The organism is Halorubrum sp. SD690R (genome assembly GCF_005435035.1).
GTDB lineage: Archaea > Halobacteriota > Halobacteria > Halobacteriales > Haloferacaceae > Halorubrum > Halorubrum ezzemoulense.
Map to the genome: position 1 here is coordinate 42943 of NZ_SGTV01000002.1, position 25580 is coordinate 68522.

26 protein-coding genes are annotated in these 25580 nt (G+C 72.1%); 21 read left to right on the forward strand and 5 right to left on the reverse strand.

What is annotated here, in order from left to right:
* The first annotated feature begins 53 nt into the window (after positions 1 to 53).
* The 9 genes from cheB to EXE41_RS01640 all read left to right on the forward strand — a co-directional run bounded on the left by cheB (position 54) and on the right by EXE41_RS01640 (position 10169).
* Entirely contained in the window at positions 54 to 1148 is a 1095-nt protein-coding gene (gene cheB, locus EXE41_RS01600) for a chemotaxis-specific protein-glutamate methyltransferase CheB (RefSeq protein WP_199240848.1), read from the forward strand.
* Positions 1148 to 3502 (forward strand): chemotaxis protein CheA, encoded by a 2355-nt coding sequence (locus EXE41_RS01605; RefSeq protein WP_094494528.1) that lies wholly within the window; start codon positions 1148 to 1150, stop codon positions 3500 to 3502. Before cheB ends, EXE41_RS01605 begins: the two co-directional genes overlap by 1 nt.
* Positions 3499 to 4317, forward strand: a complete 819-nt coding sequence (locus tag EXE41_RS01610) for a protein-glutamate O-methyltransferase CheR (protein ID WP_137690136.1) — start codon at positions 3499 to 3501, stop codon at positions 4315 to 4317. The genes EXE41_RS01605 and EXE41_RS01610 overlap by 4 nt, the downstream gene beginning before the upstream one ends.
* Positions 4317 to 5531 (forward strand): HEAT repeat domain-containing protein, encoded by a 1215-nt coding sequence (locus tag EXE41_RS01615; protein ID WP_137690137.1) that lies wholly within the window; start codon positions 4317 to 4319, stop codon positions 5529 to 5531. The genes EXE41_RS01610 and EXE41_RS01615 overlap by 1 nt, the downstream gene beginning before the upstream one ends.
* A complete protein-coding gene (locus EXE41_RS01620) occupies positions 5532 to 6404 on the forward strand; it encodes a CheF family chemotaxis protein (protein WP_049930402.1) in 873 nt (290 codons plus the stop codon).
* A gap of 78 nt (positions 6405 to 6482) precedes the next feature.
* Complete coding sequence (locus EXE41_RS01625) at positions 6483 to 7196, forward strand: HAD family hydrolase (protein WP_086215820.1); 714 nt, start codon at positions 6483 to 6485, stop codon at positions 7194 to 7196.
* The gene (locus EXE41_RS01630) at positions 7193 to 7885 is read left to right on the forward strand and encodes a class II aldolase/adducin family protein (protein ID WP_049930405.1); all 693 of its coding nucleotides are present in this window, start codon (positions 7193 to 7195) and stop codon (positions 7883 to 7885) included. The genes EXE41_RS01625 and EXE41_RS01630 overlap by 4 nt, the downstream gene beginning before the upstream one ends.
* Positions 7886 to 7944: 59 nt before the next feature.
* Entirely contained in the window at positions 7945 to 8916 is a 972-nt protein-coding gene (locus tag EXE41_RS01635; protein WP_086215819.1) for a ribose 1,5-bisphosphate isomerase, read from the forward strand.
* Positions 8913 to 10169, forward strand: coding sequence for a carbohydrate kinase family protein (locus EXE41_RS01640; RefSeq protein ID WP_137690138.1), 1257 nt, complete (start codon positions 8913 to 8915; stop codon positions 10167 to 10169). The genes EXE41_RS01635 and EXE41_RS01640 overlap by 4 nt, the downstream gene beginning before the upstream one ends.
* 30 nt (positions 10170 to 10199) lie before the next feature.
* On the opposite strand, the gene EXE41_RS01645 is transcribed toward EXE41_RS01640, so the two are convergent.
* Together EXE41_RS01645 and EXE41_RS01650 are read right to left on the reverse strand one after the other, a co-directional pair.
* A complete protein-coding gene (locus EXE41_RS01645; RefSeq protein ID WP_137690139.1) occupies positions 10200 to 11387 on the reverse strand; it encodes a hypothetical protein in 1188 nt (395 codons plus the stop codon).
* A 107-nt stretch (positions 11388 to 11494) separates the two neighbouring features.
* Complete coding sequence (locus tag EXE41_RS01650) at positions 11495 to 12616, reverse strand: asparaginase (protein WP_137690140.1); 1122 nt, start codon at positions 12614 to 12616, stop codon at positions 11495 to 11497.
* Positions 12617 to 12921: 305 nt separating this feature from the next.
* Between EXE41_RS01650 and EXE41_RS01655 the strand changes: the two genes are divergently transcribed.
* The 3 genes from EXE41_RS01655 to EXE41_RS01665 all read left to right on the forward strand — a co-directional run bounded on the left by EXE41_RS01655 (position 12922) and on the right by EXE41_RS01665 (position 15920).
* Complete coding sequence (locus tag EXE41_RS01655; RefSeq protein ID WP_049930415.1) at positions 12922 to 13143, forward strand: hypothetical protein; 222 nt, start codon at positions 12922 to 12924, stop codon at positions 13141 to 13143.
* Positions 13144 to 13332: 189 nt separating this feature from the next.
* On the forward strand, positions 13333 to 14991 hold the full coding sequence (locus EXE41_RS01660) for a DUF255 domain-containing protein (RefSeq protein ID WP_137690141.1): 1659 nt from the start codon (positions 13333 to 13335) through the stop codon (positions 14989 to 14991).
* Positions 14992 to 15113: 122 nt separating this feature from the next.
* Positions 15114 to 15920, forward strand: a complete 807-nt coding sequence (locus tag EXE41_RS01665) for a TrmB family transcriptional regulator (RefSeq protein WP_049930418.1) — start codon at positions 15114 to 15116, stop codon at positions 15918 to 15920.
* Between the two features lie 40 nt (positions 15921 to 15960).
* Here EXE41_RS01665 and mptA read toward each other — a convergent pair whose 3' ends face one another.
* Complete coding sequence (gene mptA, locus EXE41_RS01670) at positions 15961 to 16887, reverse strand: GTP cyclohydrolase MptA (RefSeq protein ID WP_049930419.1); 927 nt, start codon at positions 16885 to 16887, stop codon at positions 15961 to 15963.
* A 194-nt stretch (positions 16888 to 17081) separates the two neighbouring features.
* Here mptA and EXE41_RS01675 point away from each other — a divergent pair, with 194 nt between their 5' ends.
* The 3 genes from EXE41_RS01675 to EXE41_RS01685 all read left to right on the forward strand — a co-directional run bounded on the left by EXE41_RS01675 (position 17082) and on the right by EXE41_RS01685 (position 18241).
* Complete coding sequence (locus EXE41_RS01675) at positions 17082 to 17375, forward strand: 50S ribosomal protein L21e (RefSeq protein ID WP_049930420.1); 294 nt, start codon at positions 17082 to 17084, stop codon at positions 17373 to 17375.
* Between the two features lies 1 nt (position 17376).
* The gene (locus tag EXE41_RS01680) at positions 17377 to 17733 is read left to right on the forward strand and encodes an RNA polymerase Rpb4 family protein (RefSeq protein WP_086216979.1); all 357 of its coding nucleotides are present in this window, start codon (positions 17377 to 17379) and stop codon (positions 17731 to 17733) included.
* A 73-nt stretch (positions 17734 to 17806) separates the two neighbouring features.
* Positions 17807 to 18241, forward strand: a complete 435-nt coding sequence (locus EXE41_RS01685) for a universal stress protein (RefSeq protein ID WP_049930422.1) — start codon at positions 17807 to 17809, stop codon at positions 18239 to 18241.
* 43 nt (positions 18242 to 18284) lie between these two features.
* Here the strand turns inward: EXE41_RS01685 and EXE41_RS01690 are convergent, their stop codons facing one another.
* Positions 18285 to 19025: a class I SAM-dependent methyltransferase gene (locus EXE41_RS01690; RefSeq protein WP_049930684.1), complete on the reverse strand. Its 741-nt coding sequence runs from the start codon at positions 19023 to 19025 to the stop codon at positions 18285 to 18287.
* Complete coding sequence (locus EXE41_RS01695) at positions 18983 to 19786, reverse strand: hypothetical protein (RefSeq protein WP_137690142.1); 804 nt, start codon at positions 19784 to 19786, stop codon at positions 18983 to 18985. Before EXE41_RS01695 ends, EXE41_RS01690 begins: the two co-directional genes overlap by 43 nt.
* Before the next feature lie 102 nt (positions 19787 to 19888).
* Here EXE41_RS01695 and EXE41_RS01700 point away from each other — a divergent pair, with 102 nt between their 5' ends.
* The 6 genes from EXE41_RS01700 (at position 19889) to EXE41_RS01725 (ending at position 25513) form a co-directional block, all read left to right on the forward strand.
* Positions 19889 to 20539, forward strand: coding sequence for a DUF655 domain-containing protein (locus EXE41_RS01700; protein ID WP_086215641.1), 651 nt, complete (start codon positions 19889 to 19891; stop codon positions 20537 to 20539).
* 115 nt (positions 20540 to 20654) lie between these two features.
* Positions 20655 to 21554: a 16S ribosomal RNA methyltransferase A gene (locus EXE41_RS01705; protein ID WP_137690143.1), complete on the forward strand. Its 900-nt coding sequence runs from the start codon at positions 20655 to 20657 to the stop codon at positions 21552 to 21554.
* A gap of 1 nt (position 21555) precedes the next feature.
* Entirely contained in the window at positions 21556 to 22752 is a 1197-nt protein-coding gene (locus tag EXE41_RS01710) for a mechanosensitive ion channel family protein (protein ID WP_049930427.1), read from the forward strand.
* On the forward strand, positions 22749 to 23342 hold the full coding sequence (locus tag EXE41_RS01715; protein ID WP_094553121.1) for a HemK2/MTQ2 family protein methyltransferase: 594 nt from the start codon (positions 22749 to 22751) through the stop codon (positions 23340 to 23342). The genes EXE41_RS01710 and EXE41_RS01715 overlap by 4 nt, the downstream gene beginning before the upstream one ends.
* 81 nt (positions 23343 to 23423) lie before the next feature.
* Positions 23424 to 24440, forward strand: a complete 1017-nt coding sequence (locus EXE41_RS01720; protein WP_137690144.1) for a 5-methyltetrahydropteroyltriglutamate--homocysteine methyltransferase — start codon at positions 23424 to 23426, stop codon at positions 24438 to 24440.
* Positions 24440 to 25513, forward strand: a complete 1074-nt coding sequence (locus tag EXE41_RS01725; RefSeq protein WP_137690145.1) for a methionine synthase — start codon at positions 24440 to 24442, stop codon at positions 25511 to 25513. The genes EXE41_RS01720 and EXE41_RS01725 overlap by 1 nt, the downstream gene beginning before the upstream one ends.
* Positions 25514 to 25580: the final 67 nt, after the last annotated feature.

Genomic DNA, 25580 nt, shown 5'->3' on the forward strand with positions numbered 1-25580 from the left:
GGGGTGATTACTGGGTCCGTGGATTTATGCTGATTCTGGGCGCGCTGTGGAGTATGAGCAGGACGACGGATCGGCGCGGCGGTCGGGACGGGTCGCCGCGGGTGGTGGTCGTCGACGATTCTCCGTTCATGCGGGGATTGATAAGCGACCTCTTGAGCGACGCCGGGGTCGCGGTCGTCGGCGAGGCGGGGGACGGAGAGGAGGCGCTCTCGGTGGTGGCCGAGACGCGCCCCGACGTCGTGACGATGGACGTCGAGATGCCCGGAATGGGCGGGCTCGAAGCCGTCGAGCGCCTGATGGAGGAGACGCCGACGCCGGTGTTGATGCTGTCCGCGCACACGGACGAGGGGGCAGAGGTCACCTTCGAGGCGCTCGACCGGGGCGCGGTCGACTTCTTCGCGAAGCCGGGCGGCGAGGTGTCCACCGGCGTCTCGCGGGAGTCGGACCGGCTCGTCGAGGCGGTGCGCTCGGTTGCGGACGCCGACCTCGACGCCGCGACCCGCGAGCGTGACGACCCGAGCGCCGCGGCGTCGCGCTCGCCGGACGCCGCGTCGGAGGCGGACGCCGCGGACGTCGACGGCCCGCTGACGGTCGTGATCGCGGCCTCGACCGGCGGCCCGAACGCAGTCGAGCGCGTGCTGTCGGCGCTGCCGATGGCGGACTGCCGCGTGGTGATCGTCCAGCACATGCCCGAGGCGTTCACCTCGCGGTTCGCGAACCGGCTCGACGAGGCCTCAGCGTACGACGTGCGGGAGGCGAGCGACGGCGCCCGGATCGGCGCCGGCGAGGCGCTCGTCGCCCGCGGCGGAAGCCACACACGCATCGACAGCTACCGGTCGGGGCGGCTCCGGGTGAAGCTCGACGAAGACGACGACTCCCACACTGTCACCCCCGCGGCGGACGTGACGATGCGCTCCGCGGCCGAGGTGATCGACGACCCGCTCGTCGGCGTCGTGCTGACCGGCATGGGCTCGGACGCGGCCGAGGGGATCCGCGCGATGGCCGACGCCGGGGCGTACACGCTAGCGCAGAGCGAGGACACCTGCGTCATCTACGGCATGCCGAAGCGCGCCGTCGAGACGGGCGGCGTCGACGCGGTGTGCGACCTCGACGACGTCGCCGGCGCGATCGTGGGGGGTGAGGCCTGATGGACTCCCACCGCGCCGCGTTCGTCGCCGAGGCCGAAGACGGGATCACCGACCTCAACAACGCCCTGCTCGCGCTCGAAGCGGACCCCGAGGACGCCGAGGCGATGGACGACGTGTTCCGCGTCGCTCACACCCTGAAGGGCAACGCCGCGGCGATGGGGTACGAGGGCGTCTCCGACTTCGGGCACGCCCTCGAAGACCTGCTCGACGCGGTCCGACAGGGCGAGCGCGAGGTGACGCCCGAGCTGATGGACCTCCTCTTCGAGGGGGTCGACACCGTCGAGGCGATGGTCGACGAGATCGCCGACACCGGCGAGGTGTCGACGGACCCCTCCGACCTCGAATCGCGCCTGCGCGAGATGGAGGAGCACGGCACCGTCGGCGGGAGCGACGCCGGCGGAGACGGCGATTCGGCCGGCGGCGCCGGCGATGCCGCGGCCGATGAAGGCGACGCCGGCGGTGACGATGATGGCGGAACCGAAGCCGACGCGGACGGGGAGGCCCCCGACATCTCGGTGCCGGAGCCGCCGGCGGCCGCGGACGACCTCCCGGACCCGGTCGCGTACGCGGACGTGACGATCGGCGAGGCCCAGATGCCGGGCGTCGACGCGGCGCTCGTCCTCCAAGCCCTCGACGAGCAGTTCGACGGGCACGTCACCGATCCCGCGCCCGAGGCGCTGGAGGACGGCGAGTACGACGAGGGGTTCGACGCCTTCGTCGGCGGCGCCGACCCCGAGGTCGTCGCCGAGGGGCTCCGGGCGCTCACGCAGGTCGAGGCGGTGACGGCGGCCGCGGTCGGCGGCGGCGACGCCGCCGAGGTCGAATCGAGCGACCCGGACGCCGAATCGGCGGCCCCCGAGCAGTCAGCCGCCGAGTCGGGCGACGCCGGGCCCGAACCCGCCGACCCCGGCGACGCTGACTCGGGCGAGATCGACGCCGAAGGCGCGGCGGAGCCGGCCGCGGCCGACGCGGACGACGAGCCCGACCAGTCCGACGACGACGGCGAAGCCGAGCCGTCCGCTGACGACTCCAGTTCGCCGTCGGACGACTCCAGTTCGCCGTCGGACGACTCCGGGTCCGCCGGCGGGACCGACTCCAAGTCCGGCGACGAGATCAAGTCGATCCGCGTTGACGTCGATCAGGTCGACGAGCTGTACGGGCTCGTCGAGCAGCTGGTGACGAGCCGGATCAAGCTCCGCCGCGAGATCGAGGGGACGGACGCGGAGTCGGACGCCTTAGACGAGCTCGACAAGCTCGCCTCCAGCCTCCAAGACACGGCGATGGACATGCGGCTCATCCCGTTCTCGCAGGTGTCCGACTCGTTCCCGCGGCTCGTCCGCGACATCTCGCGGGACCTCGACAAGCGGATCGACTTCGAGATCGAGGGCGACGACGTCGAGCTGGACCGCACGATCCTCACGGAGATGCGCGACCCGCTCGTCCACGTCCTGCGGAACGCGGTCGACCACGGGATCGAGTCGCCCGAGGAGCGCGAAGCGGCCGGGAAGGACCCGACCGGCCACGTGTCGCTCACGGCGGAGCGCGAGCGCGACCACGTGATCATCGAGGTGTCGGACGACGGCGGCGGGCTTGACCCCGACCAGCTCCGCGAGAAGGCGGTCGACGAGGACGTCAAGAGCCGCGAGGCGGTCGAGGCGATGGAGGACGACGAGGTGTACGACCTCGTCTTCCACCCCGGCTTCTCGACCGCGGAGGAGGTCACCGACGTCTCCGGCCGCGGGGTCGGGATGGACGTGGTCCGGACGACCGCGCGCGACCTCGACGGCTCCGTCTCGATCGAGAGCGAGCCCGGCGAGGGGAGCACGGTCCGGTTCCGGCTCCCGGTCACCGTCGCCATCGTGAAGGTGATGTTCGTCGACGTGGGCGGCACGGAGTACGGCATCCCGATCAAGTCGATCGCGGAGGTCGCCCGCGCCGACGACGTCGAGGAGGTCCACGGCGACGAGGTCGTCAGACACGAGGACGACCTCTACCCCGTCGTCCGGCTGAACGAACGTCTCGGCGAGATCGATCCGACCGCGGCGGAACGGCCGACCGAGACGCCAGCCGCCGACGGCGGCGTCGCGGCCGACGAGCCGGGAGACGACGGGTTCGTCCCGGCCGACCCCGCGGCGCCCGACGGGTCCGGCGAGGGCCCGAGCGACGACGGCATGCTCGTCCGGATCCGCGAGGAGACGCGCAAGGTCGCGCTCCACTGCGACGCGGTGCTAGACCAGGAGGAAGTGGTCGTCAAACCCCTCGACGGCCCGCTCTCGGGGACGCCGGGCCTCAGCGGCACGGCCGTCCTCGGGGACGGGGACGTCGTGGCCGTCCTCGACGTGGTGAGCCTATGAGCGGGTCGGCGGACGACGGCGAGACGGCGTTCGAAGGCGTCCTCCGGCAGATCGACGACACGGTGCCGTTCGAGCCGGGGTACTACAACGAGTCGTACCTCGACCGCCGGATCACGGCGCGGATGCGGCGGCGCGACACGGAGTCGCACGCCGAGTACGAGCGGATCCTCCGCGAGGACGCCGACGAGCGGCAGGCGCTGATGGACGCGCTCACGATCAACGTGACGGAGTTCTTCCGAAACCCGGAGATGTGGGACGTGCTCCGGGACGTGCTCCGCGAGCGGACCGCAGACCAGCGGCGCGTCCGCGTCTGGTCCGCGCCCTCGGCGGACGGCCGGGAGCCGTACTCCGTCGCGATGCTGGCCCGGGACGACCCGGAGATCGACGAGTCGCGGATCGAGGTGCTCGGCTCCGACATCAGCGAGGAAGACCTCGAAAACGCCCGCGAGGGCGTCTACCACACGACGCGCACAACGGACATCGCCGAGGAGCTGGAGCCGCTCTCCGACCCCGACAAGTACGTCGAGCGCGACGAGGACACGTTTCAGGTGCGCCCGGCGGTCAAGCGCCTCGTCGACTTCGAGACGCACGACCTGATCCGCGACGGCGCCCGCGACCCGTTCGACGTGGTGCTGTGCCGGAACCTGCTGATCTACATCGACGTGGACCACAAGGCCGCCCTGTTCGACACGCTGGAGGCGTCGCTGGCGGACGACGGCGTCTTAGTGTTGGGGATGACGGAGAGCGTCCCCCCGGACCGCACCGACCGCTACGAACCGATCGACAAGCGACGACGGGTGTTCGGGAGGCGCTGATGTCGCTGTACCAGCACGCCCGGGACGGGAACGTGGAGCGCCTCCGGGACGCGCTCGGCAGCGACAGCGCGGCCGTCAGGCGGCGGGCGGCGGAGTTCCTCGGCGAAGTCGGCGAGGAGAGCGATCAGGCGACGGTCGACGGGCTGCTCCGCGCGGCGACGACGGACGACGACCCAGAGGTCCGCGGGTCGGCGGTCGACGCGCTCGACGCGATCGGCGAGGAAGCGCTCCAACAGCTCCTTGAGGAGCTCACGGGCGGCGGCGGCGACGCCGAGGCCGAGTGGGTCACCGCGCGGAAGTTCGCCCGCGCGCTGAAGGCTGACCGCCCGGAGCTCCGGATGGCGGCCGCGAACGCGCTCGGGCGGCTCGACGACGCGAGCGGGGTCCAGCCGCTCGTCGGCGCGCTCGACGACGAGGACGCCCGCGTCCGGCTCCGCGCGGCGCAGGCCTGCGGGACCTTCGCGGACGCCCGAGCGGTCCCCGGCCTCCGCGAGCGGCTGGACGACGACGACCCGCGCGTGCGCCGCGCCGCGGCCAACGCGCTGGGGACGATCGGCACCGACGAGGCGCTGTCGCCGCTGTTGGACCTGCTCGACGACGGCGACGAGTCGATCCGCCGGATCGCGGCCGGGGCCCTCGGGAAGGCGAGCACGCCCGAACCGGTCGAGCCGCTCGCGCGGGCGCTCGGCGACGAGAGCGCGGTCGTGCGCAACGCGGCGGTGTACTCGGTGATCGAGCTGCTCTCGAACGTGCCCACCCAACAGAGCCACGCGGTCCGCGACCAGGTGGTCTCGGAGCTGAAGGCGGCCGACGACGCGACCGTCGTCGAGCCGCTCGTCGAGATCCTCACCGACGGCCAGCAGAGCCGCCAGCGGCGGAACGCGGCGTGGATCCTCGGCCGGGTGGCAGACCCGGACGCGTCGACGGCGGTGGAGGCGCTCGCCGACGCGCTCGCGGACGACGACCCGCAGACCGCGCAGTTCGCGGCCACGAGCCTCAAGAGCCTCGGCGGGCCGGTCGTCGAGGACCGTCTGCTCGACAAGCTGAGCCCCGAACACCCGGAGGACGCCCGCGCGAAGGCGGTGTTCGTCCTCGGACAGATCGGCGGACAGGAGACGCTCAACCGCTTGGAAGAGTACGCGGACGACGACAGTCAGGCCGTCAGGAAGCGCGTGTTCTCGGCCGTCTCGAAGCTCCGCGCGGGGGGTCCGTAAATGGCGCAGGACCAGGGCGAGTACAAGATCACCGACACGCAGGCGAAGTTCGCGGTCGCGGTCCGCGAGGGGCGGAAGGTGAGCGACGTCTCGTGGACGCCCGGGCGCGTCCTGCTCTCGAACCGGCGGCTAATCCTGGCCGGCAACGACGGGAAGCGGACGATTCCGCTGTCGAAGCTGGAGCGGCTCGGCGGCCGCCACGACGCGAACCAGTCCGTCGCGCGCGTCTCCAACTACGTGAGCTTCGACTTAGGCGATCAGGTCATGCTCGTCGCCGCCTCCGACCACGAGTCGTTCGAGCGCGACGTCTACCGCGCCCTGCTCGACCAGAAGACCGTGATGGCGAAACACCCCGCGATCGAGGGGGGCGTCGTCCAGGACACCGAGTGGGAGCAGGCCCGCGTGAAGATCGACGAGAACGGGCTCAACGCGGCCTTGGAGCGCGGCGCGTTCGTGAAGTTCGACCTCGACGATATCAGCGGGCTCGACGCCGCGAAGCGCACGGTGAACGGCGAGAAAAAGCCCGTCATCGAGGTGTCGCACACGGACGACGAGGGGACGAGCATCGAGACGCACGTCGCTGGCGACCCGAGCCGGATGCGGTTCGTCGAGTCGTGGCTCCGGAAGGGCGAGGAGCGGTCGTCGACGAACGTCGACCTCTCTAGCCGCGACCGCGAGGTGCTGATGGCGCTGTACTCCGGCGTCTCGCCGTTCGAGATCCCCTCGTTCCTCGGGATGGACGTCGACGACGTCGAGGAGACGTTTGAGCGGCTGGTCGAGCTCGAAGTGGTCGAGGAGGTCCGGATCCGCCGCGAGGTGGCGCTCAACTCCCGCGGCCGCAACATCGCCAGCGAGGCGATGAACGAGCAGTGAGGCGCGGTCTCCGCTTCTCGACCGCGCGGTGTCGCCGCGTCGAATCACAGTTAAGTCGGTGCCGCGTCGAGTCCGCCCATGAGCTACGAGGCGGTCCTCTTCGACCTCGACAACACGCTGTACCCGTACGCCCCCTGTAACGAGGCGGGCAAGCGGGCCGCGCTCGACGCCCTCCGCGAGCGCGGGTACGAGCTCGACCGCGCGGCGTTCGACGACCTCTACGCGACCGGTCGACGGGAGGCGAAACGCGAGACGCGAACCACCGCCGCCTGCCACGACCGGCACGTCTACTTCAAGCGCGGGCTGTACCGTCGCTCCGGCGAGCCGGACGTCGCGGCCGCGCTGGCGGCCGGCGACGCCTACTGGGACGGATTCCTCGCGGAGATGTCGCCCTGCGACGGCGTCGAACCGGCCTTCGACGCGCTCGACGCGGCCGGGATCGACGTCGCGGTCGTGACCAACCTCACGACGCGGATCCAGGTGCGCAAGCTCACGGCGCTCGGGGTCGACGACCGGATCGACTTGCTCGTCACCTCCGAGGAGGTCGGCCGCGAGAAGCCGAGCGCGCTCCCGTTCACGACCGCGCTCGCCGAGCTGGACCGCCGGCCGAGCGAGGCGCTGGCGGTCGGCGACAACCCCGAGACGGACGTCGCCGGCGCGAACGCGGTCGGTCTCGACACCGCCCTCTTCGTCGCCGACGGCGACGCGCCCGCCGAGGCGGACCTCTCGGCGCGGCAGCGCCCCGACCGTCGGCTCGACGCGCTCACCGACTTGACGGAGGTGGCGGCGTGACCCGCGATGACGCCGTGGGAGACCCCGAGCCGGGAGCGAACCCCGACCTCCTGCGCGAGGCGCGCGACGCGGTCGTCGAGTACGCGCCGGCGCTCGCCGATCTGACGCCCGGCCGGACCGGAAACCTGAGCGTCCGCGACGGCGACGCGGTGGCGGTCACGCCCACCGGCGTCCCCTACGACTCCTTCGACGCGGGGGACGTGCCCGTGGTGTCGCTGGACGGTGAGCGGCTCGCCGGGCGCATGGCGCCGTCGAGCGAAGTGCCGATGCACACGGGCATCTACGGGCACGACCGGCCGGGCGCGATCGTCCACACCCACTCGCCGTGGGCGACGACGATGGCGACGCTCGGCCGGAAGCTCCCGCCGGTCCACTACATGATCGCCGCGGTCGGCCGTGAGGTGCCGCTGGCCGACTACGCGCCGTACGGGACCGAGGAGCTGGCCGCGAACGTCGTCGCCGCGATGGCCGAGGCGGACTCCGACGCCGCAATCTTAGCGAACCACGGGCTCGTCGTCACCGGCCCAGACGTGGAGACGGCGGTCGAGAACACCCGCCACGTCGAGGACATCTGCCGGCTCTACCTGCGCGCGTCCGCGGTCGGCGAGCCGCACGTCCTCACCGACGAGCAGATGGCGACCGTCGAGGAGCGGTTCGAGAGCTACGGCCAGCAGCCGGACGCGGAGTAGGGGCGGCGGCGCCGGCAGTCGGCCGGTTTTATAAATACACGGGCGGCTACCGGATCGGTATGACAGACACGGAGCCGGCGCCGGCGGTCCGCGAGACCGCCGAGTCGATCGCGACGATGGAGATCCGCGGCGCGGCGACCATCGCCTCCGCGGCCGCCGAGGCCCTCGCCGAGCAGGCGGAGGCGGCGGCCGCGGCGGACGCGACCGCGAGCGACCCCGCGGCGTTCCGCGCGTCGATGCGCGCCGCGGCCCGCACGCTCCGCGAGACGCGCCCGACCGCGGTGTCGCTGCCCAACGCGCTCCGATACGTCCTCCAGCGGATGGAGGGCGACTCGGTCGACCGACTCCGCCTGAGCGTCGCCGACGCGAGCGAGGCGTTCGTCCGCCAGCTCGACCGCGCGCAGGAGGACCTCGGGCGGGTCGGCGCGAACCGCCTCGCCGACGGCGACACGGTGATGACCCACTGCCACTCCACCGACGCGCTCGCGTGTATCGAGGCGGCCGTCGAGCAGGGGAAGTCGATCTCGGCGGTCGTCAAGGAGACGCGCCCGCGCCAGCAGGGCCACATCACCGCCGAACAGCTCCGCGACGCGGGCGTCCCCGTCACGCTCATCGTCGACTCCGCGGCGCGGCGGTACCTCGACGAGGTCGACCACGTCGTCGTCGGCGCGGACTCGATCGCCGCCGACGGCGGCGTCATCAACAAGATCGGCACCTCGGGGCTCGCGGTCAACGCCCGCGAACGCGGCGTCCCGATCATGACCGCGGCACAGACGATCAAGCTCCACCCGGAGACGCTGACGGGCCACACCGTCGAGATCGAGATGCGGGACGAGAGCGAGGTCATCGACGCCGAGACCCGCGGGGAGATCGGTGAGATCGCGGTCGAGAACCCAGCGTTCGACGTGACGCCGCCGCGGTACATGGACGCGATCGTCACCGAGCAGGGGCAGTTCCCGCCCGAGAGCATCGTGACGCTGATGCGGGAGCTGTTCGGCGAGGGCGCGGCCGAGCCGTGGGCGGAACCATGAGCGGACGCGACGGCGCGGGCGACGACGACATCGCGTCCGAACCTGGCGACGGCGAGGGCGTCGACGACTGGGACGAGACGGTCGCGGCGTGGGGCCGCGAGGTCGACGAGTGGGAGGGCGAAGGTTCCGAGGATCGAGGGGACGGCGACGGCGGCACCGCGACCGACGGGGCAGCCGACGACGGCGCGGGGAACGACGGCGCGGGGAACGAGGCCGCCGACGGCGGTGCGCCCCCCGCCGGCGACGGGGTCGACCCGTCGGTCGACCGCGACCCCGACCTGAACCCCGACGACGCCGACCGCGTCCCGAAGGTCGTCTCGGCGGGCCACATCAACTGGGACGTGACGATCCACGTCGACCGCCTCCCCGAGCCCGACGGCGAGACGCGGATCGACCGGCTCAAACAGTCCGGCGGCGGTAGCGCCGCGAACGTCGCGGTTGGGCTCGTCGACCTCGGCGGCCAGTCGGTCGTCTACGGCAGCGTCGGCGGTGACGAGTCGGGCGCGCTGGCGCTGCGCGAGCTCGCCAGCGCCGGCGTCGATCCCGGCCAGGTACTCGTCGACGCCGCCGAGCCGACCTCGGTGAAGTACGTCATCGTCGACGGCGGTGGCGAGCTGCTCATGCTCGCGAACGACGGCGCGAACGAGTCGTTCTCCGCGGCCGGGCTCGACCGCGACACGCTCGCAGCCGCCGACCACCTCCACCTCACCGGCCAGCAGCCCGAGACCGCCGCGGCGCTCGCGACCGCGGCCGCCGAGGCGGGTGCGACCCGGAGCTTCGACCCCGGGCGCCGCGTCGCGGACCGGGAGTTCGACGCCGCGCTCCACGCGAGCGACGTGCTCTTCGTGAACGACCGGGAGGCCGACGCGCTCGCGGCGGCCACGGACGTCGATCCGTGGGAGCCGGAGGACCGCGTCGTCGCGATCAAGCTCGGCGACGAAGGCGCGACGGTGCGGACGCCGCACGGCAGCGTCTCGCACCCCGGGTTCGACGTCGACCCGGTCGACACGACCGGCGCCGGCGACGCCTTCGCGGCCGGGTTCCTCGCGGCCGCGCTGCGGGAGCCGGAGATCACCGGCGACGGGTTCTCGCACGACCCGCGCGACTACCAGGTCCCGATCCTGGTCGGCAACGCCTGCGGCGCGGTCGCGACCGAGTCGGTGACCGCGCGCACGGACCTCTCGTGGGACCGCGTGCGGGACCGGATGGGCGAGTCGCCCGAGACGGACCTCCTCATCGAGGTCCGCGGCTGAGACGCCGCGGTTTGACGCCGGGCCGCCGCGTCAGTCCTCGTAGTCGAACGCGACGGCGAGGCCGTCGGCGCCGAAGAAGACGAACCGATAGCGGCCGGGAACGAGGTCCGGACAGACCCGGAACGCGTCCGCCTGCGGCCCGTCCCCGACGAGCCCGGACTCGCTCATCTCGAACTCCCACGTCAGCGTCCCCCCGGGCGGGACGCCGATCGCCACGTCGTCGTAGCCGACGGCGGGGTCGCCCTCCGTCGCGCGGAGCTCGGTCCAGCCCGCCTCGGTCAGGATCTCCAGGTTGTACTGCCCGCGACTACCGACGTACGCCGTGCGACCGGAGACGTTCGTCAGTTCGATCCGGAACGCAGTCCCGCGGCCGATCGCGAGCGGATCGGACCCGGGGGCGTCGTCGCCGGGGATCACAACGCGGAGCGCGAGCGGGCCGTCGCCGCCGGCGCCGGTGCCGACCCCGCCCGCGCCGCCCCAGTTGACGCCGCCCTCGTAGAGCTGTGGGTGACGCTCGGCCCCCTCCGCGTCGCAGTCGAACAAGGCGGGGACGTTCGACGGCCCGTGGTCGGGTCGGATCTCCCCGGCGAGCCCCTCCGGGTCGCGGATTCCGTCGGCGTCGCGCACCGTCCCGGTCTCGCCCCAGCCGTCGGTGACCGAGAGCCGCGCCGCCCGGGGGAGGGGATCGCTCGTGACCCGGAGCAGCGCGGCCGAGTAGGTGATCGCCTCGCCGCAGGTGACATCGTCGCCCCCCGGCCCCTGAACCGTCGCGTTCGCGACGAGGGTCCCGTCCTCGACCGCGACCCCGCCGAACGCGATCTCGTCGTGACAGGTGTCCGGCCCGACGGACTCGACGTAGCAGAGCCTCGACGCCGCGAAGTCGGTCTCCTCGACGAACGCGCGGACCCGTTCGGGCGCGTCGTCGAACAGCCCCGCGCCCTCGCCGTGCTCCTCGGTGATCAGCGCGCAGAACCCGCGTCGCTCGTTCCGGTTCCACGCCGGCCCGGAGAGGGCCGCGCCGACCTGCTGAACCGCCGTCGTCACCCCGTCGCCGCCGTCCCCGCCGTCGCTCGCGTTACCGTCGCCGTCGCGTCCGTCGCCGCCGTCCGTTCCGTTTCCGCCCGGGATCGGGTCGCCCGCCTCGGTACACCCCGCGAGCGCGCCGGCGCCTCCGACGGCGACGCCGTGGAGGGCCGCTCGCCGCGTGAGACCAGTCATACCTCGCGGTACGCTGTCGATACGTAAGTCCCTCCTGTAGACGCAAACGCGCGTCTAACCAACCGGTCCGCGGCCGGTCCGGGAGCGCGGGACGCGTTCCGGCCGGCCTACGCCGGCGGCGCGAACAGCGCCTCGACCCCCTCGGCGTCGAGGTCGGCGGCGAGGCCGAGCGCGAGCGCGACGCGCGCCTTCGGGGCCGGGAGGTCGCCGGCGAACGTGACGCCGTGGTCGGCGAGCGTGACGGCGCCGCCGGCGGTCCCGTACACCGGCTCCGTCGGCCCGGCGGGCGGGCGCCCGGCCACGACGACCGGCACGGACTCGACCGCTTCGCCGATCGCCTCTCCGAGCGCCCCGGTGACGTTCCCGAGACCGGTCCCCTCGACGACGATCCCGCCGACCCCCGCGTCGAGCGCGCGTTCGAGCGCGCCCGCACCGACGCCGGTGCCCGAGTGGATCACCGGGACCTCAGGCACGCCCTCAGCACCCTCGACGGCGTCTGCGAGGGGATCGACCGAGACGCCGCGCTCGGGGGTGCGGACGACGCGCGAGGCGGCGCGGGTGAACGTCGCGACCGGACCCGCGCCCGGCGAGGTCATCGTCGACAGCGCGTTGCTGTGGCCCTTCACGACGTCGCGGGCGGCGTGGAGTTCGTCGTCGAACGCGACGTGGACGCCGCGCGAGAACCGGCTGTCCGCGGCCGCCCGAACCGCGAGCGCGAGGTTCGCCGGTACGTCGCTGGAGGGCTCGTCGAGCCGGCGCTGCGCGCCGGTGACGACGACCGGCACGTCGAGGTCCGTGAGGAGGTCCAGCGCGAACGCGGTGTCCGCCAGGGTGTCCGTCCCGTGGGTGACGACGACGCCGTCGGCAGCCTCGTCCGCGCTCACGCCCGTCCGGTCCGGGCCTTCGCCCACCGCCTCGCGCGCCGCCGCCGCGGTCGCGAGCACGTCGCGCCACCGGACGTCGAACCCCGGCCGCGAGCAGACCTCTCTGGCCGTCACCCGCGCGTGGTCGCTCACGGCCGGCACCGCCGCCACGAGGTCGTCGCCGGTCTTCTCCGGCGCCGCACCGTCCTCGCCCGGTTCCGAGGCGATAGTGCCGCCGCAGGCCACCACCGCCACGCCCGGGCGACCGCCGTCGGTTCGCGCCGCGGGTCGCTCTCGGTCGCTTCCGGTGCCGCCGCGCCGGCCGTTCGAGTCGCCGCGCCGGTCGCGGTGATCGGTCTCGGTCATACCGGTCCTCGCTCCCCGACGGACAAAGCGATTGGTACCGCGGCAGGCGCTCGGCTCGGCGCGCGCCGGACCGCGACCGGGGTCGACTACCGGCGGCTCGCGGCGGTCGGACTGCTCCGCGGGCCCAGACGCTCCGAAACCCTCGGTTCGGCACAGATCTCGAAACAAAGGATTAGCGGAGCCGATAAACAGTTAAAATATCTCTGAGCGGGTTTTAAAACGTCCAAACCGACCGAGAAACGTGGTGAAATTCGTCGAACCCTCGTCGGGCTATATGTGGTCCCCCTTCCTACGGAGAGGTGTCCATGTCAACCCCCGCTCCCACGCAGATCGCCTCCGGCGAACGGCTCGCCGGGCTGATGACCGGCACCGTGAAAGCCGCCGCCTTCTGGGCGGCCATCGCCATCCCGGCCGCGTACCCCGCCCTCCTGTACGCGGGCCTCGACGGCGGCACCGGGCAGCTGTTCGTCGCCCTGCTGTTCGCGAACGCCCTCGCGCTCGCGCTCGGTCACGACCACAAGCGCTGAGACCGCCGCCGCCGACTCGACCGCTCGCCGACCGCCGAGGCGTCGCGTGGACACCGACGCTGCGCCCTCCCGCCCTCCTCCGGGCCGTTCTCCTATCTCCGGGCCCTCCTCCCGGCCGCTCCCGCGCGCTTTCGGGCCGCGCCGTTCCGCTCTCGAAGCGCTTACCCCCGTCCCGGGCCGACTGCGGGTATGAGCGACGAGACCCGCGTCGAGTGGCGCGACTGGGGCCCCGAGGCGTTCGCCGAGGCCGACGAGCGCGACTGCCCGGTGCTGCTCTCGCTGTCGGCCACCTGGTGCGAGGGCTGTCACGAGATGGACGCGATCACCTACGCGGAGCCGCGGATCGCCGCCAACGTCAACGAGGGGTTCGTCCCCCTCCGCGTCGACGTCGACCGCCACCCGCGGGTGCGCGAGCGCTACAACATGGGCGGGTTCCCGACGACCGCCTTCCTCACGCCCGAGGGGAGACTGCTGACCGGCGCGGGCTACCTCGACGTCGACGGGATGCGGCAGGTCCTCGAATCGGTCCGACAGATGTGGACCGACAAGGGCCGCGACGCGGGGCGCGTCCCCCGGGCGCTCGACGCCGACCTGCCGCCCCGCGGCGACGTGACCGACGGGATAGAGAGCCACCTCGCCGGGCAGCTAGAGGCGAAGTACGACGCCGAGAACGCCGGCTGGGGGACAGACGCGAAGTTCCCGCTCCCGCGGACCGTCGAGTTCGCGCTGAAGCGGGACCGGAACCGCGCGCTCCGGACGCTCGACGCGGTCCGCGACCACCTCACCGACGACGTCGACGGCGGATTCTTCCGCTACGCGGGGACGTCCGACTGGGGGGACGTCGCCTACGAGAAGCCGCTCGACACGAACGCCGCCGTGACCCGCGCGTTCGCGAACGCCTTCCTCTACACCGGCGACGAGGCGTACCTCGACCCAGCGCTCGACGCCGTGGACTTCCTCACCGACGACCTCTGGACCGGCTACGGCGTCGGCGGCAGCCTCGGTCCCGGGCTCGGCCGCGCCTACTACGCCGCCCCCGCCGAGGACCGCGCGGACCTCGACGACCCCCGCCGCGACCTGACCGTGTTCGCCGGCGGCAACGCGCTCGCCGCGGACGCGCTGCTCGCGGTGGCCGCCTACACCGACGACGAGGGGGCCCGCGAGTACGCTGACCGGATCCTCGACGGCCTCGAACGCGACCTGATCGACGCCGACAGCGGCGCGGTCACCCACTACCGCGGCAGCGACGAGGCCGGCGAGTCCGACCTGTTGGAGGACGCCGCCCGCGTGGTCGGGGCGTACGTCCGCGCTGCCGGCGTCCGCGGCGAGGGGGCCGACGTGGCCTGCGCGGTCGCGGACCGAGCGATCGACCGGCTCCACGTCGAGGGGTCGTTCGTCGACGGGCCGCGCTCGGGGGCGGGACTGCTCGACCGGTCGTTCCGCCCGCTCGACGCCAACGTCGAGATGGCGACGGCGCTCCTCGACCTCGCGGCGCTCACCGGCGAGGACCGCTACCGCGAGGTCGCCCGCGAGACGGCCGAGGCGTTCGCCGGCGCGACCGAGCGCCTGAGCGTTCAGGTCGCCGCGTACGGGAGCCTCGCCGCCCGGCTCCGGCGCGGCACGACCGTCATCGCGGTCGGGACCGAGCCCGGGAGCGACCTCCACCGCGCCGCGTGGCGGGTCGCCGACCACGAGAAGGTGATCGCACCGAACGCACACGAGGCCGACGCGCCCGCGCCGCGGACGGTGCCGGAAGGAACCGCGGTCGTCCTCGCGGGCGACGAGACCTCCGAGCCGGCGGAAACGCCCGACGAGTTGATGCGTCGCGTCGGCGACGTCCTAGCGTAAGTCGCGCCGATACGCCGGGCAAAAATCGCCGCGTCGCGCCGGTGGCGGCGAGGACGCCCGATCGGTCGGTCCGGATCGTAAACGGGCGACGCGTTTATACGGGTGCCGCGGCATCCCCGGGTATGGCATCTCTCCGCGACCTGGGGCTCTCAGAGTACGAGGCCCGGGCGTACCGCGCGCTCCTCCGGACCGGTCCGACGACGGCGAAGGACCTCTCTCGGGCCAGCGAGGTCCCGATGGGGCGGATATACGACGTGCTCAACAGCTTAGAGCAGCACAGCCTCGTCCGCAGTCAGGCCGCCAGCCGACCGAAGAAGTACGTCGCGGTCGAGCCCGACGCCGCGCTGGACCGCCTGCTTGACGAGAAGAAACAGGAGCTGCGGACGCAGGCCGAGCAGTACGAGTCGGTGGTCGACGACCTCTCCGCCGAGCTCGACGCCGGCGAGCCGGTCGACGGCCAGTTCTGGACCGCGGCGGTCGGCGCCGAGGAGGCGACGGACCTCCTCTTGGAGCGGATCGCCGCCGCGGAGCGCAGGGTGGTCGTGGTCGCGGGCGCGCCGGCGACTGGCTTCGACCTCGGCACGATCGGCGAGCGCGTCACCGCCGAGCTGGAGTCCGCGCTCGAACGCGGCGTGGAGATCCGGGTGCTGCTGTCGCCGGCGACGGTCGACGAGCTCCCGCGGAGCGTTGGCAGCCGGTACACCTCCGAACTCGCCGACATGGACGGGTTCGAGGTCCGGACGTCGCCGAACGTGGACGGGACGTTCAACGTGTTCGACGAGATCGAGGTGTGCATCGAGGTGCCACACCCCCTGTCGGCGGACGAGCCGTTCGCGATGATCGACGTGAAGGACATCGACTTCGCGACGAGCGTGAAAGAGCAGTTCGAGCCGCGGTGGGCGGAGGCGGAGCCGCTGACGTTCGGGTGAGCTGACACCGAGACGGGACGCGGCGCGCGGTGCGAGACGCTTACCGGCCGAGTTCGCCGCGCAGGTCGCCTAGTCTGACCTCGCGTTCGGCGTGGGCGTTGTGCTGGTGGATCGACTCGTCGTTCGACTGTTTCATGCGGATCACGGCGTCGTCCGAGAGGTGCGGGAACTCCTCGACGGTGCCCTCGGCGAGCGCGCGGACGCAGTCCTCGACGAACTTCGCGTCGGCGTGGGCCTCGTAGGTCATGTGGTCCTCGTCGGGCCGCTTCGCCATGTTGTAGATGCGCGCGCTCATCGAGTCCCGGGCGACGTCGATCACGTCGCGGAGGTCGACGTCGGGGTGGCCGTCGGTCGTGATCGTCAGGGTCGCGTGGCCGCGCTGGGAGTGGCCCGGCTGCGGGACGGCGTCCAAGAACTCCTCGGTCGTCTCCTCGTCGATGCCGAGTTCGGCGAGCTTGTCGCGGGCCCGCGACTCGCTCATCCCCTGCGAGCAGGGGCAGACGGTCATCCCCGTCACTTCGGCGCCGATCTCCTCGCGCGTGCCGTCCTCGGTCGCCTCGGCGCTGGCGACGATCGTCGCCGTACTCTGCGTCTCGATGTCGGAGGCGGGCGTGTTCTCGCGGGTGACGAGTTCCGCCGTCATCGACACCTCGGCGGTGGTGGTGTAGTCGTGTTTCTCGAGGAGTCGCTCGGCGGCGTCGCCGCAGACGTCCTCGACGCGGTACGCCTCCTCGCGGGTGATGTCTTCGAGGATCTCGTCGACCGTCGCGAGGTTCCGCGACATGTCGATCCCCTTGCGGCCGCTCGGGAGGTCGACGAACACCTCGAACTCCGCCATGAGGACGATGGGTCGCTTGTCACCGCGCGCCAGCTTCACGAGCTTCTCCACGCCGGTGACCCCGACCTGCGACAGCCCGACGGTGACGTCGGGGGCCGAGGCCTGTACGTCCGGCAGCTGATGACTCATTACGAACATGATAGGGACTCTCGGGATTAGCCCTTTCGGAAGGGGGAGGTACGTCGGGTAGTCGCGCGCGTGCGTCCCGGCCGCGCACGACGCGAAAGTGAGGGGCACCGCCGATCCGCGCGTGTGAGACCTCCACGCCCCGCGGGCCGTAACGCACGATTTATAACGGCGGCAGCGGAAGGTGTTCCAAGACCATGCCGAGTTCCAATGGGCCGCAGAAGGCGACTCGCGACAAGCTCTCGAACAAGCCCCGCAACCGCGGCACCTCCCCGCCGCAGCGAGCGATCCAGGAGTTCGAGGAGGGGTCGCAGGTCCACCTCAAGATCGACCCGAGCGTCCCCAAGGGGCGCTTCCACCCGCGCTTCGACGGCCGGACGGGCACCGTCATCGGCAAGCAGGGGTCGGCGTTCAAAGTCGAGATTCCGGACGGCGGCAAGACGAAGACGCTCATCGTCACCGCCGCTCACATGCGGGCGCAGCAGAACTGAGATGACGATCTTCAAAGAGAAGCTCGACGAGGAGTACGTCACCACCTCCGAGGCGAAGGAGATCCTCGTGGAGATCGAAGACGAGCGCGCGGCCGACGAGGACCGCGATCTCCGCTACGAGCTGGCCCGCGCGATCGAACACGTCAACCGCTTCGCGAACCTCGACGCCGACGAGTCCCGCGAGCTCGTCGAGGAGCTGACCGACCTCGACCAGGTCGACGTGCCGACCGCCGTGAAAATCACCGACCTACTCCCGGAGGACCGCACGGAGCTCCGCTCGGTGTTCGCCCAAGAGCGCTACTCGCTCGACGGCGAGGAGCTCGACGAGATCCTCGACGTCGTCGCGAAGTACGCCTGACCGCGAGATTCTTCCGGCCCGGTGGGGGTCCGTCGCCACGTTTTTTCAGATTTCCGCCCGTATGTCGAGCCGCATGTACCAGACCACCCTCGTTCCGACCGGCGAGGGCGTCGCCGCCCTCGACGCGGTCGACGACGCGATCGACGTCACGGCGGCCGACGGGACGGTACACGTCCTCGGCGTCGTCGAAGAGATCCCGATGTACGACCGGTCCGGCAAGCCGGAGAAGTTCGACGACGACGACCCCGAGCGCCGCGACGAGCTGGAAGCGGCGGTCGACCGGGTCGCGACGGCCGTCGCGGACGCCGGCATCGACAGCGAGACCGCGGTCGAGTCCGGCGTCCCGGCCCACGAGATCGCGGCGTACGCCGACGCCGTCGACGCGGACGCCGTCGTGATGGGCAAACGCGGCCTCGACGCGGCGGCCGGCGACCTGCTCGGGAGCACGACCGAGCGCGTCATCCGGAACGCCGACGCGACGGTCGTCTCCGTCCCGGTCTCCGAGTGAGCACGCGCGGCCGCCCCCGCCCCGCGTCGTCGGCCCCCGTGCGTCACCGGTTCCGGCCGGTCTCAACGGCGATCGTCCCGAAGAGCCGCTGATCGCGCTCCCGGACCGCGGCGCCGTCGTCGAGCGCGCGACGCGCGGCGGCGGTGCGCTCCGCGAGCCTGCCGAGCGGGTCGTCGCCCCGCGCGTCGAAGAGGCGACCGTTCACCGCCACGAACGCCCGGAGCGCGGCGTTCGCCGCTCCGTTCCCCTCCGGGACAAACGCCGCGACGACGACGGCGTCCGCGAGGTCGCACCAGCGGCTCACGACCCGGTACGGGTCGGCGAACAGCGACGTGACGAACGTCGCGAGGACGCCGTCGGCGGCCGCGACGGGCGGGCGCTCGGCGTCGCCCTCGACGAGCGAGACGTTCCCCCAGTCGTGCCGCTCGACGAGCCCGGCCGCGCGGTCGAGCATCCGCGGCGAGACGTCGACGCCGACGACGCGCCCGCTCGGCCCCACCGCGTCGCGGAGCGCGGGGAGGTTCACTCCCGGCCCGCAGCCGAACTCGACGACCGTGTCGCCGGGGGCGAGGTCGAGCGCGCGGACGCAGGCGGCCCGGACGCCGCCGACGGACGCCGTAGCTCGCGCGAACCAGTCGTAGACCCGCGCCCACGCGTCGTAGCCGCGGCGGATCCGACGCAGTCGACGCGGATCCGTTTCCGGATCGCCGGCCACCACGGAGTCGCCGTCACGGTCCCGGGTCACGAGTCGACGCCGACGGCCGCCGGCGGGGTCTTCGGCCACCACCGCGCCGGCCCGTCGCGCGCGACCGTCGAGCGACACCGCTCCGAGTCCGTACAGCCCCGCGGCCGCTGGTAGGCGATCCCCCGCTCGGCCAGGTACGACACGTACCCGTCGTCGACGCGGTCCAGCTTCTCGTGACAGACCCACCGGTCGCCGCACGTCCCGGCGGCGACGCTCCGGTACGGGCAGGTGAACGTCGTCTCCTCGATGCCCGCCTCGGACGCGGTCTCGTCGATCCGCACGCCGACGGAGCGGTACGCCAGCCGGAGTCGCCGGACGACCGCGCTCGGCGACGACGCGCCGAGGAACAGGACGTGCGCGAGCGCGTATCCGAAGTCGTGGAGCAGCCGCTCGCCGCGCGTCAGCGACGCTCGGTCCCCTTCCAGCCGCGTCCGGAGCGTGCCGTACCACTCCGCTATCTCGCGGACCTCGTCGCGCAGCGCCGCCGCCTCCGCGAGCGCCTCTCGCCGCTCCGTCAGGGGCGTCGCCCCGTCGGAGAGACGGAACGACGGCACCGCCTCGACGTGTTCGAGCACGCGCTCGCGGAGGCAGTCGCCGTCCGCGTGCGCCGCGGCTCGACGGCGGAGCTCGGGGTACCAGTCCCGCGTCAGCGCGCCGTACGCGCCGTCGAGGAGCTCGTCGACCCGTGCCGCGTCCTCCGCTCCGCTCGCTCCGCCGCGATCCGTTCCGCCCGCCCCGGCGGTCGCCCCCGGGAACGCCTCGACGAGTCGCATCACCGCCGCCGGCTCCGGTTCTGCCATGGTATTACGTGTCACTCGACGCTATTGAATCCGCCCGGCGGCGGCCGCCGTCGCCGCGGCCCCGGCAGCGGTTTTTTCACCGCTCGGAGCGTTAAACGATACATGGACAACGCCGACGGCGACGGGACGCCGGAGGACGACCGAACGGGCGGCGACGCCGCCGCGGACGCCGGGGAGACGCCGGACGAAGACGCCGCCGGCGACGGAGGGGACGGACCGACCGCCGTCCTCCTCGACGTGCTGCCGAACGGGCGTCCCGACGACGACCGCCCGCAGTCCCGCAAGTCGCCGGTGGCGTACGGGCTCGGCGACGACTCGTTCGCGCTGTACGAGCTGATGCTCGCCGCCGACGCGGACGTCTCCGTCGGCGACCGGCTCGGGCTGGACGGGCCCAACGTCGGCCGCTACCGAGAGGTCTCCTTCGACGGCCTCACCCGGAACGCGGCCGCGGAGATCGAGTACGCGGCCGAGGCGATCGTCGAGGCCGACGAGGAGCGGTTCGTCGACTTCTACAACGAGGCGGGCCCGATCACCCTCCGGCTCCACCAGCTGAATCTGCTGCCGGGGATCGGCAAGAAGCTGCGGAACGACCTGCTCGACGAGCGGAAGCGCGGGCCGTTCGAGAGCTTCGCCGATGTCGAGGAGCGCATCTCCGGGCTCCACCGTCCCCGAGAGGTGATCCTCGAACGGATCGTCGAGGAGATCCGCGAGGACGACCTGAAGTACCGGACGTTCGTCGGCCGCGAGGAGTGAGCGACGGGCGGCCCGTGCCCCCCGCGACCGTGGGCACGACCGGGAGTCGCCGCGATCCGCCGCCGCGACGCCCCCGAAACGAGACTTTTACCCGAACACCGCGTGTATCCCGGCCATGACCGACTCACCGACGGGTGAAGCCGCCGGCTACGGGAGCCGCGATCCCGACGCGCTCGCGCGGCGGGCCGGCGCGCGGGCGGACCCCGACCGCGACCAGCACTTCCTCGTCGACGACCGGGTCCTCGACCGGATCCCCGGCTACCTCCCGGCCGACGCCGACGGGAGTCACCTCCTCGAGATCGGCGGCGGCGCGGGCGCGCTCACGGACCGCCTGCTGGCGGCGGCGACGGCCGACGGGACCGCGGACTCCGGCCGCGTCACCGTGATCGAGCGCGACAGGGCGTTCGCCGACTTCCTCCGCGAGGAGTTCGCCGCCGCCGTCGCCGACGGCCTCCTCGACGTGGTCGAGGGCGACGCGCTCGACGTCGACCTCCCGCCGTTCTCGGCCTGCGTCGCCAACCTCCCGTACGGCGTCTCCTCGGAGATCGCCTTCCGCCTGCTCCCCGAGAAGAAGCCGCTCGTGTTGATGTTCCAGGCGGAGTTCGCCGACCGGATGGTGGCGTCGGCGGGCGAGTCCGAGTACGGCCGCCTCTCGGTGTCGGCGCAGCACTACGCCGACGTAGAGATCGTCGAGCGCGTCCCGAAGGAGGCGTTCGACCCGCAGCCGGCCGTCGAGAGCGCCGTCGTGCGCTGTGCGCCGCGGGACCCCGACTACGTCGTCGGCGACGAGGCGTTCTTCCTCCGGTTCGTGAAGGCGCTGTTCACCCAGCGGCGCAAGACGGTGCGGAACGCGGTGCGGAACACGGCGCACATCTCCGGGCTCGACGAGCCGGAGGCCGTCGTCGACGCGGCCGACGAGGAGCTGTTGCGCAGTCGCCCGGGGAAGCTGGACCCGGCGGCGTTCGCCGCGCTGGCGGAGCTGGCCCGCGAGCGCGGCTCGCCCACGGGGGCGTGACATGACCGGGTGGATCGGCCTCGTGGCGGCGGTTCAGCGCGCGCTCACGGGCAACGCGGAGCGGTTCGCCGCCTCCGCGGGTATCGTCGCCGCCGTGCTGATCGTCCGGTACCTCACGCGACGGCTGCGCCACGGCGACCGAGACCTCTCCTCCACCCAGCGGCTCCTGCTGTCGGCGGGGGTCGGCGTCGCCACCGCCGCAGGGGCGATCACGCTGATCGCGGTGTGGGACCGGAGCGGCGCGCTCTTCGAGACGGCGCAGTCGGCGCTCAGCGCCGATCAGGTGTCGAACGTCGTCCTCAGCGTGATCCTCTTGGCTATCGCGTACGCGCTCACCGACTTCCTCGGGGGCGTCATCCGCGAGATCGGTGCGGAGAGCGCGTCGATCTCGCAACACCAGCAGGAGGTGATCCTGCGAATCACGCAGCTGACCGTCTACACGTCGGCGGTCCTCGCGGTGGTGGGGCTGTTCACCGACAACGTCGGCAGCCTCCTCGTCGGCGCGGGGTTCCTCGGCATCGTGGTCGGCATGGCGGCCCGCCAGACGCTCGGGGCGATACTGGCCGGGTTCGTGCTGATGTTCTCCCGGCCATTCGAGGTCGGCGACTGGGTCGAGATCGGCGACCACGAGGGGACCGTCACCGAGATATCGATCATGAGCACACGGCTCCGGTCGTTCGACGGCGAGGTGATCACGATGCCGAACGACGAGGTCCGGTCGGGGTCGATCGTCGACCGATCGCGGCGGAACCGGCTCCGGGTGGAGGTCGAGGTCGGCGTCGACTACGACACCGACGTCGAGCGCGCGGTCGCGGTCGTCGAGGAGGCGGTCGCGGGCGTCGAGGATGTCGCCGAGATGCCCGAGCCGAACGCCGTGACGAAGCGCTTCGACGACTCCGCGGTCGTCCTCGGCCTGCGCTACTGGATCCGCAACCCGAGCATGCGGAAGCGCTGGCGGACCCGGACCGCCGCGATGAACGCGATGAAGGGCGCGCTCGAGGACGAGGGGATCGTCATCCCGTTCCCGCAGCAGACGCTCTCCGCTCGCGCCGAGGGCGCCTCCGGGCCGCAGTTGGACGCGGCGGTCGAGGGCCGGGCGGCGACGCGGCCCGGCTCCGCCGACCCGAACGGCGCCGATGTCGACGCCGACGACGCCGGCGAAGCGACCGACGGCGACGCCGGGGAGGCCGACCGATGACCGACGACGCGAGCGAGGGCGACCTCGCGGCGCGCCGGGGTCTCGACGACGCCGTCGTCTACCAGCCGGCCGAGGACTCCGGCCTGCTCGCGGAGGCGGCGGTCGCGGAGGCGCGCGGCCGCGTGCTGGAGGTCGGAACGGGGTCGGGCTGGGTCGCCGCGCGGGTGGCGAGCGAGCGCGACCTCGACGTGGTCGGCAGCGACCTCAATCCGCACGCCGCGCGACAGGCGCGCGACCGCGGCGTCGGGGCCGTCGTCGCCGACCTGCTCTCGCCGTTCCGCGCGGACGCGTTCGACACGGTGTGTTTCAACCCGCCGTACCTCCCGACCGACCCCGAAAACGAGTGGAGCGACTGGATGGAACACGCGCTCTCGGGCGGCGAGTCCGGCCGGGAACTCATCGAACCGTTCCTCGCCGACGTGGGGCGCGTCCTCGCGCCGGGCGGGGTCGTCCTCCTGCTCGTCTCCTCGCTCACCGGGTACGAGGAGGTGCTCGCACTCATCGAGGACGCCGGGTTCGACCACGAGGTCGTCGTCGAGGAGTCGTTCCCCTTCGAGACGCTCACGGTACTGGCGTTGCGTCGGGCGTAGCGGGGTCGCTCGGCAACTGATTACTATAAAACATAACGCGCATTAGCAAATATTATACGACGGTATATCCAACGATCGGTGATGACCGAACGTGTCGCGGCGACGCCGGGGCTGTATCCGCTCCCGGACCGGGCGAAAGAGACGCTCTCGGACCTGAAGGGCCACCAGAAGGGGGACCTCCTGAGCGGCGACGAGAGCGAGGCGATCGTGGCGGCGTACGACGAGGTGCGCGCCGAGTACGTCGACGACCAGCTGGACGCCGGCCTCGACCTGATCTCCGAGGGGCAGGGCCGCTGGGACGACATGATCGCGCACCCGCTGACCGTCAGCGACGCCGTCGAGACCGGCGGCATCGTCCGGTACTACGACAACAACAACTTCTACCGGGACCCGCGCGTCGTCGACGAGCTCGACTTCTCGGGCGACGTGGCGGGCGAACTGGAGAAGGCGACCGACCTGCTCGCCGACGCCGACGGGGTCGACGACGCGTCGCTCGCGGCGACGCTTCCCGGGCCGTACTCGCTCGCCGACCTCGCGACCGACGAACACCGCGGCGACGAGGCCGATTTCCAGGCCGCCATCGCCGAGTTCCTCGCGGGCGAGGTCGAGGCGTTCCCCGACCACGAGACGCTGTTCCTCCTCGAACCGTCGCTCGTCACGAACCCGCCCGCCGAGGGCGAGGAGGCGGGCGCGACGGACGCCATCTCGACGGTCGCCGACGCGACCGACGCCGACGTGGTCGTCCAGACGTTCTACGGCGCGCTCGGCGAGAAGCTGTACGCGCACCTCGTCGACGAGGCGGGCGCGGACGCGCTCGGGCTTGACCTCGTCGCCGGCGACCGGGACGACACCGTCTACAACGTCCAGGAGTTCGGCTCGACCGACTCGCTGTCGCTCGGGCTCGTCGACGGGCAGAACACGCTGGTCGAGGAGCCGGAGACGATCGCGGAGCGCGTCGAGTGGTTCGAGTCGCAGATCCCGCTGGAGGGGTTCGACCGGACGTACCTCACGCCGAACACCGAGCTGTTCTACCTGCCGACGAACAAGTACCGCGCGAAGCTGAACGCCCTCGCCGACGCCGCGGAGGTGCTCGATTAATGGTCCGAAACCCGTCCGCCAACCGCGACCAGTTCCGTCCGGACGACCACCCGAACGACGCGTTCCTGCTCACGACCGTCGTCGGCTCGTACCCGAAGCCGAAGTGGCTCAACCGCGCCGACGAGCTCGTCGACGACCCCGACTCGAAGTTCGACGAGTCCGACCTCGAAGAGGCGCACGACGACGCCTGTCGGCTCATCACGCACGAACACGAGCGCGCCGGGCTCGACACGGTCGTCGACGGCGAGATGCGCCGCAACGAGATGGTGGAGTTCTTCGCCGACCGCATCGACGGCTACGAGTTCAACGGGCCGGTGAAGGTGTGGGGCCACAACTACTTCGACAAGCCGAGCGTGGCCGAGGAGGTCGCGTACGACGAGCCGTGGCTCGTCGACGAGTTCGAGTTCACCTCGAACGCCGCAGAGCGCCCGGTGAAGGTCCCGATCACGGGGCCGTACACGCTCGGCTTCTGGGCGTTCAACGAGGCGTACCCCTCCACCGAGGAACTCGTGTACGACCTCGCGGACCTCGTCAACGAGGAGGTCGAGAAGCTGGTCGAGGCGGGCGCGCGCTACATCCAGATCGACGAGCCCGCGCTGGCGACGACGCCGGAGGACCACGCCATCGTCGGCGAGGCGCTCGAACGCATCGTCTCGGGCATCGACGAGGACGTCCGGATCGGCCTCCACGTCTGCTACGGCGACTACTCGCGGATCTACCCCGAGATCAACGACTACCCGATCGACGAGTTCGACGTGGAGCTATGTAACGGCGACTTCGAGCAGATCCCGACGTTCACCGACCCCGAGTTCGAGCCCGACCTCGCGCTCGGCGTCGTCGACGCCCACACCGCCGAGGTCGAGCCGGTCGAGGAGATCAAAGCGAACATCCGACAGGGCCTCCGCGTCGTCCCGCCGGAGAAGCTCACGATCTCGCCCGACTGCGGGCTGAAGCTCCTCCCGCGCGACATCGCGTACGGCAAGACGGAGAACATGGTGACCGCGGTCCGCGAGGTCGAAGCGGAGATCGACGCCGGCGACATCGACCTCGACAACCCGCTCGCGGACGACTGAGGCGTCGTCGAGCGTTCGTCTCGGCACCGCTCCTGTGACTCTCGGTCCGCCCTTCGAGTCGGCGATA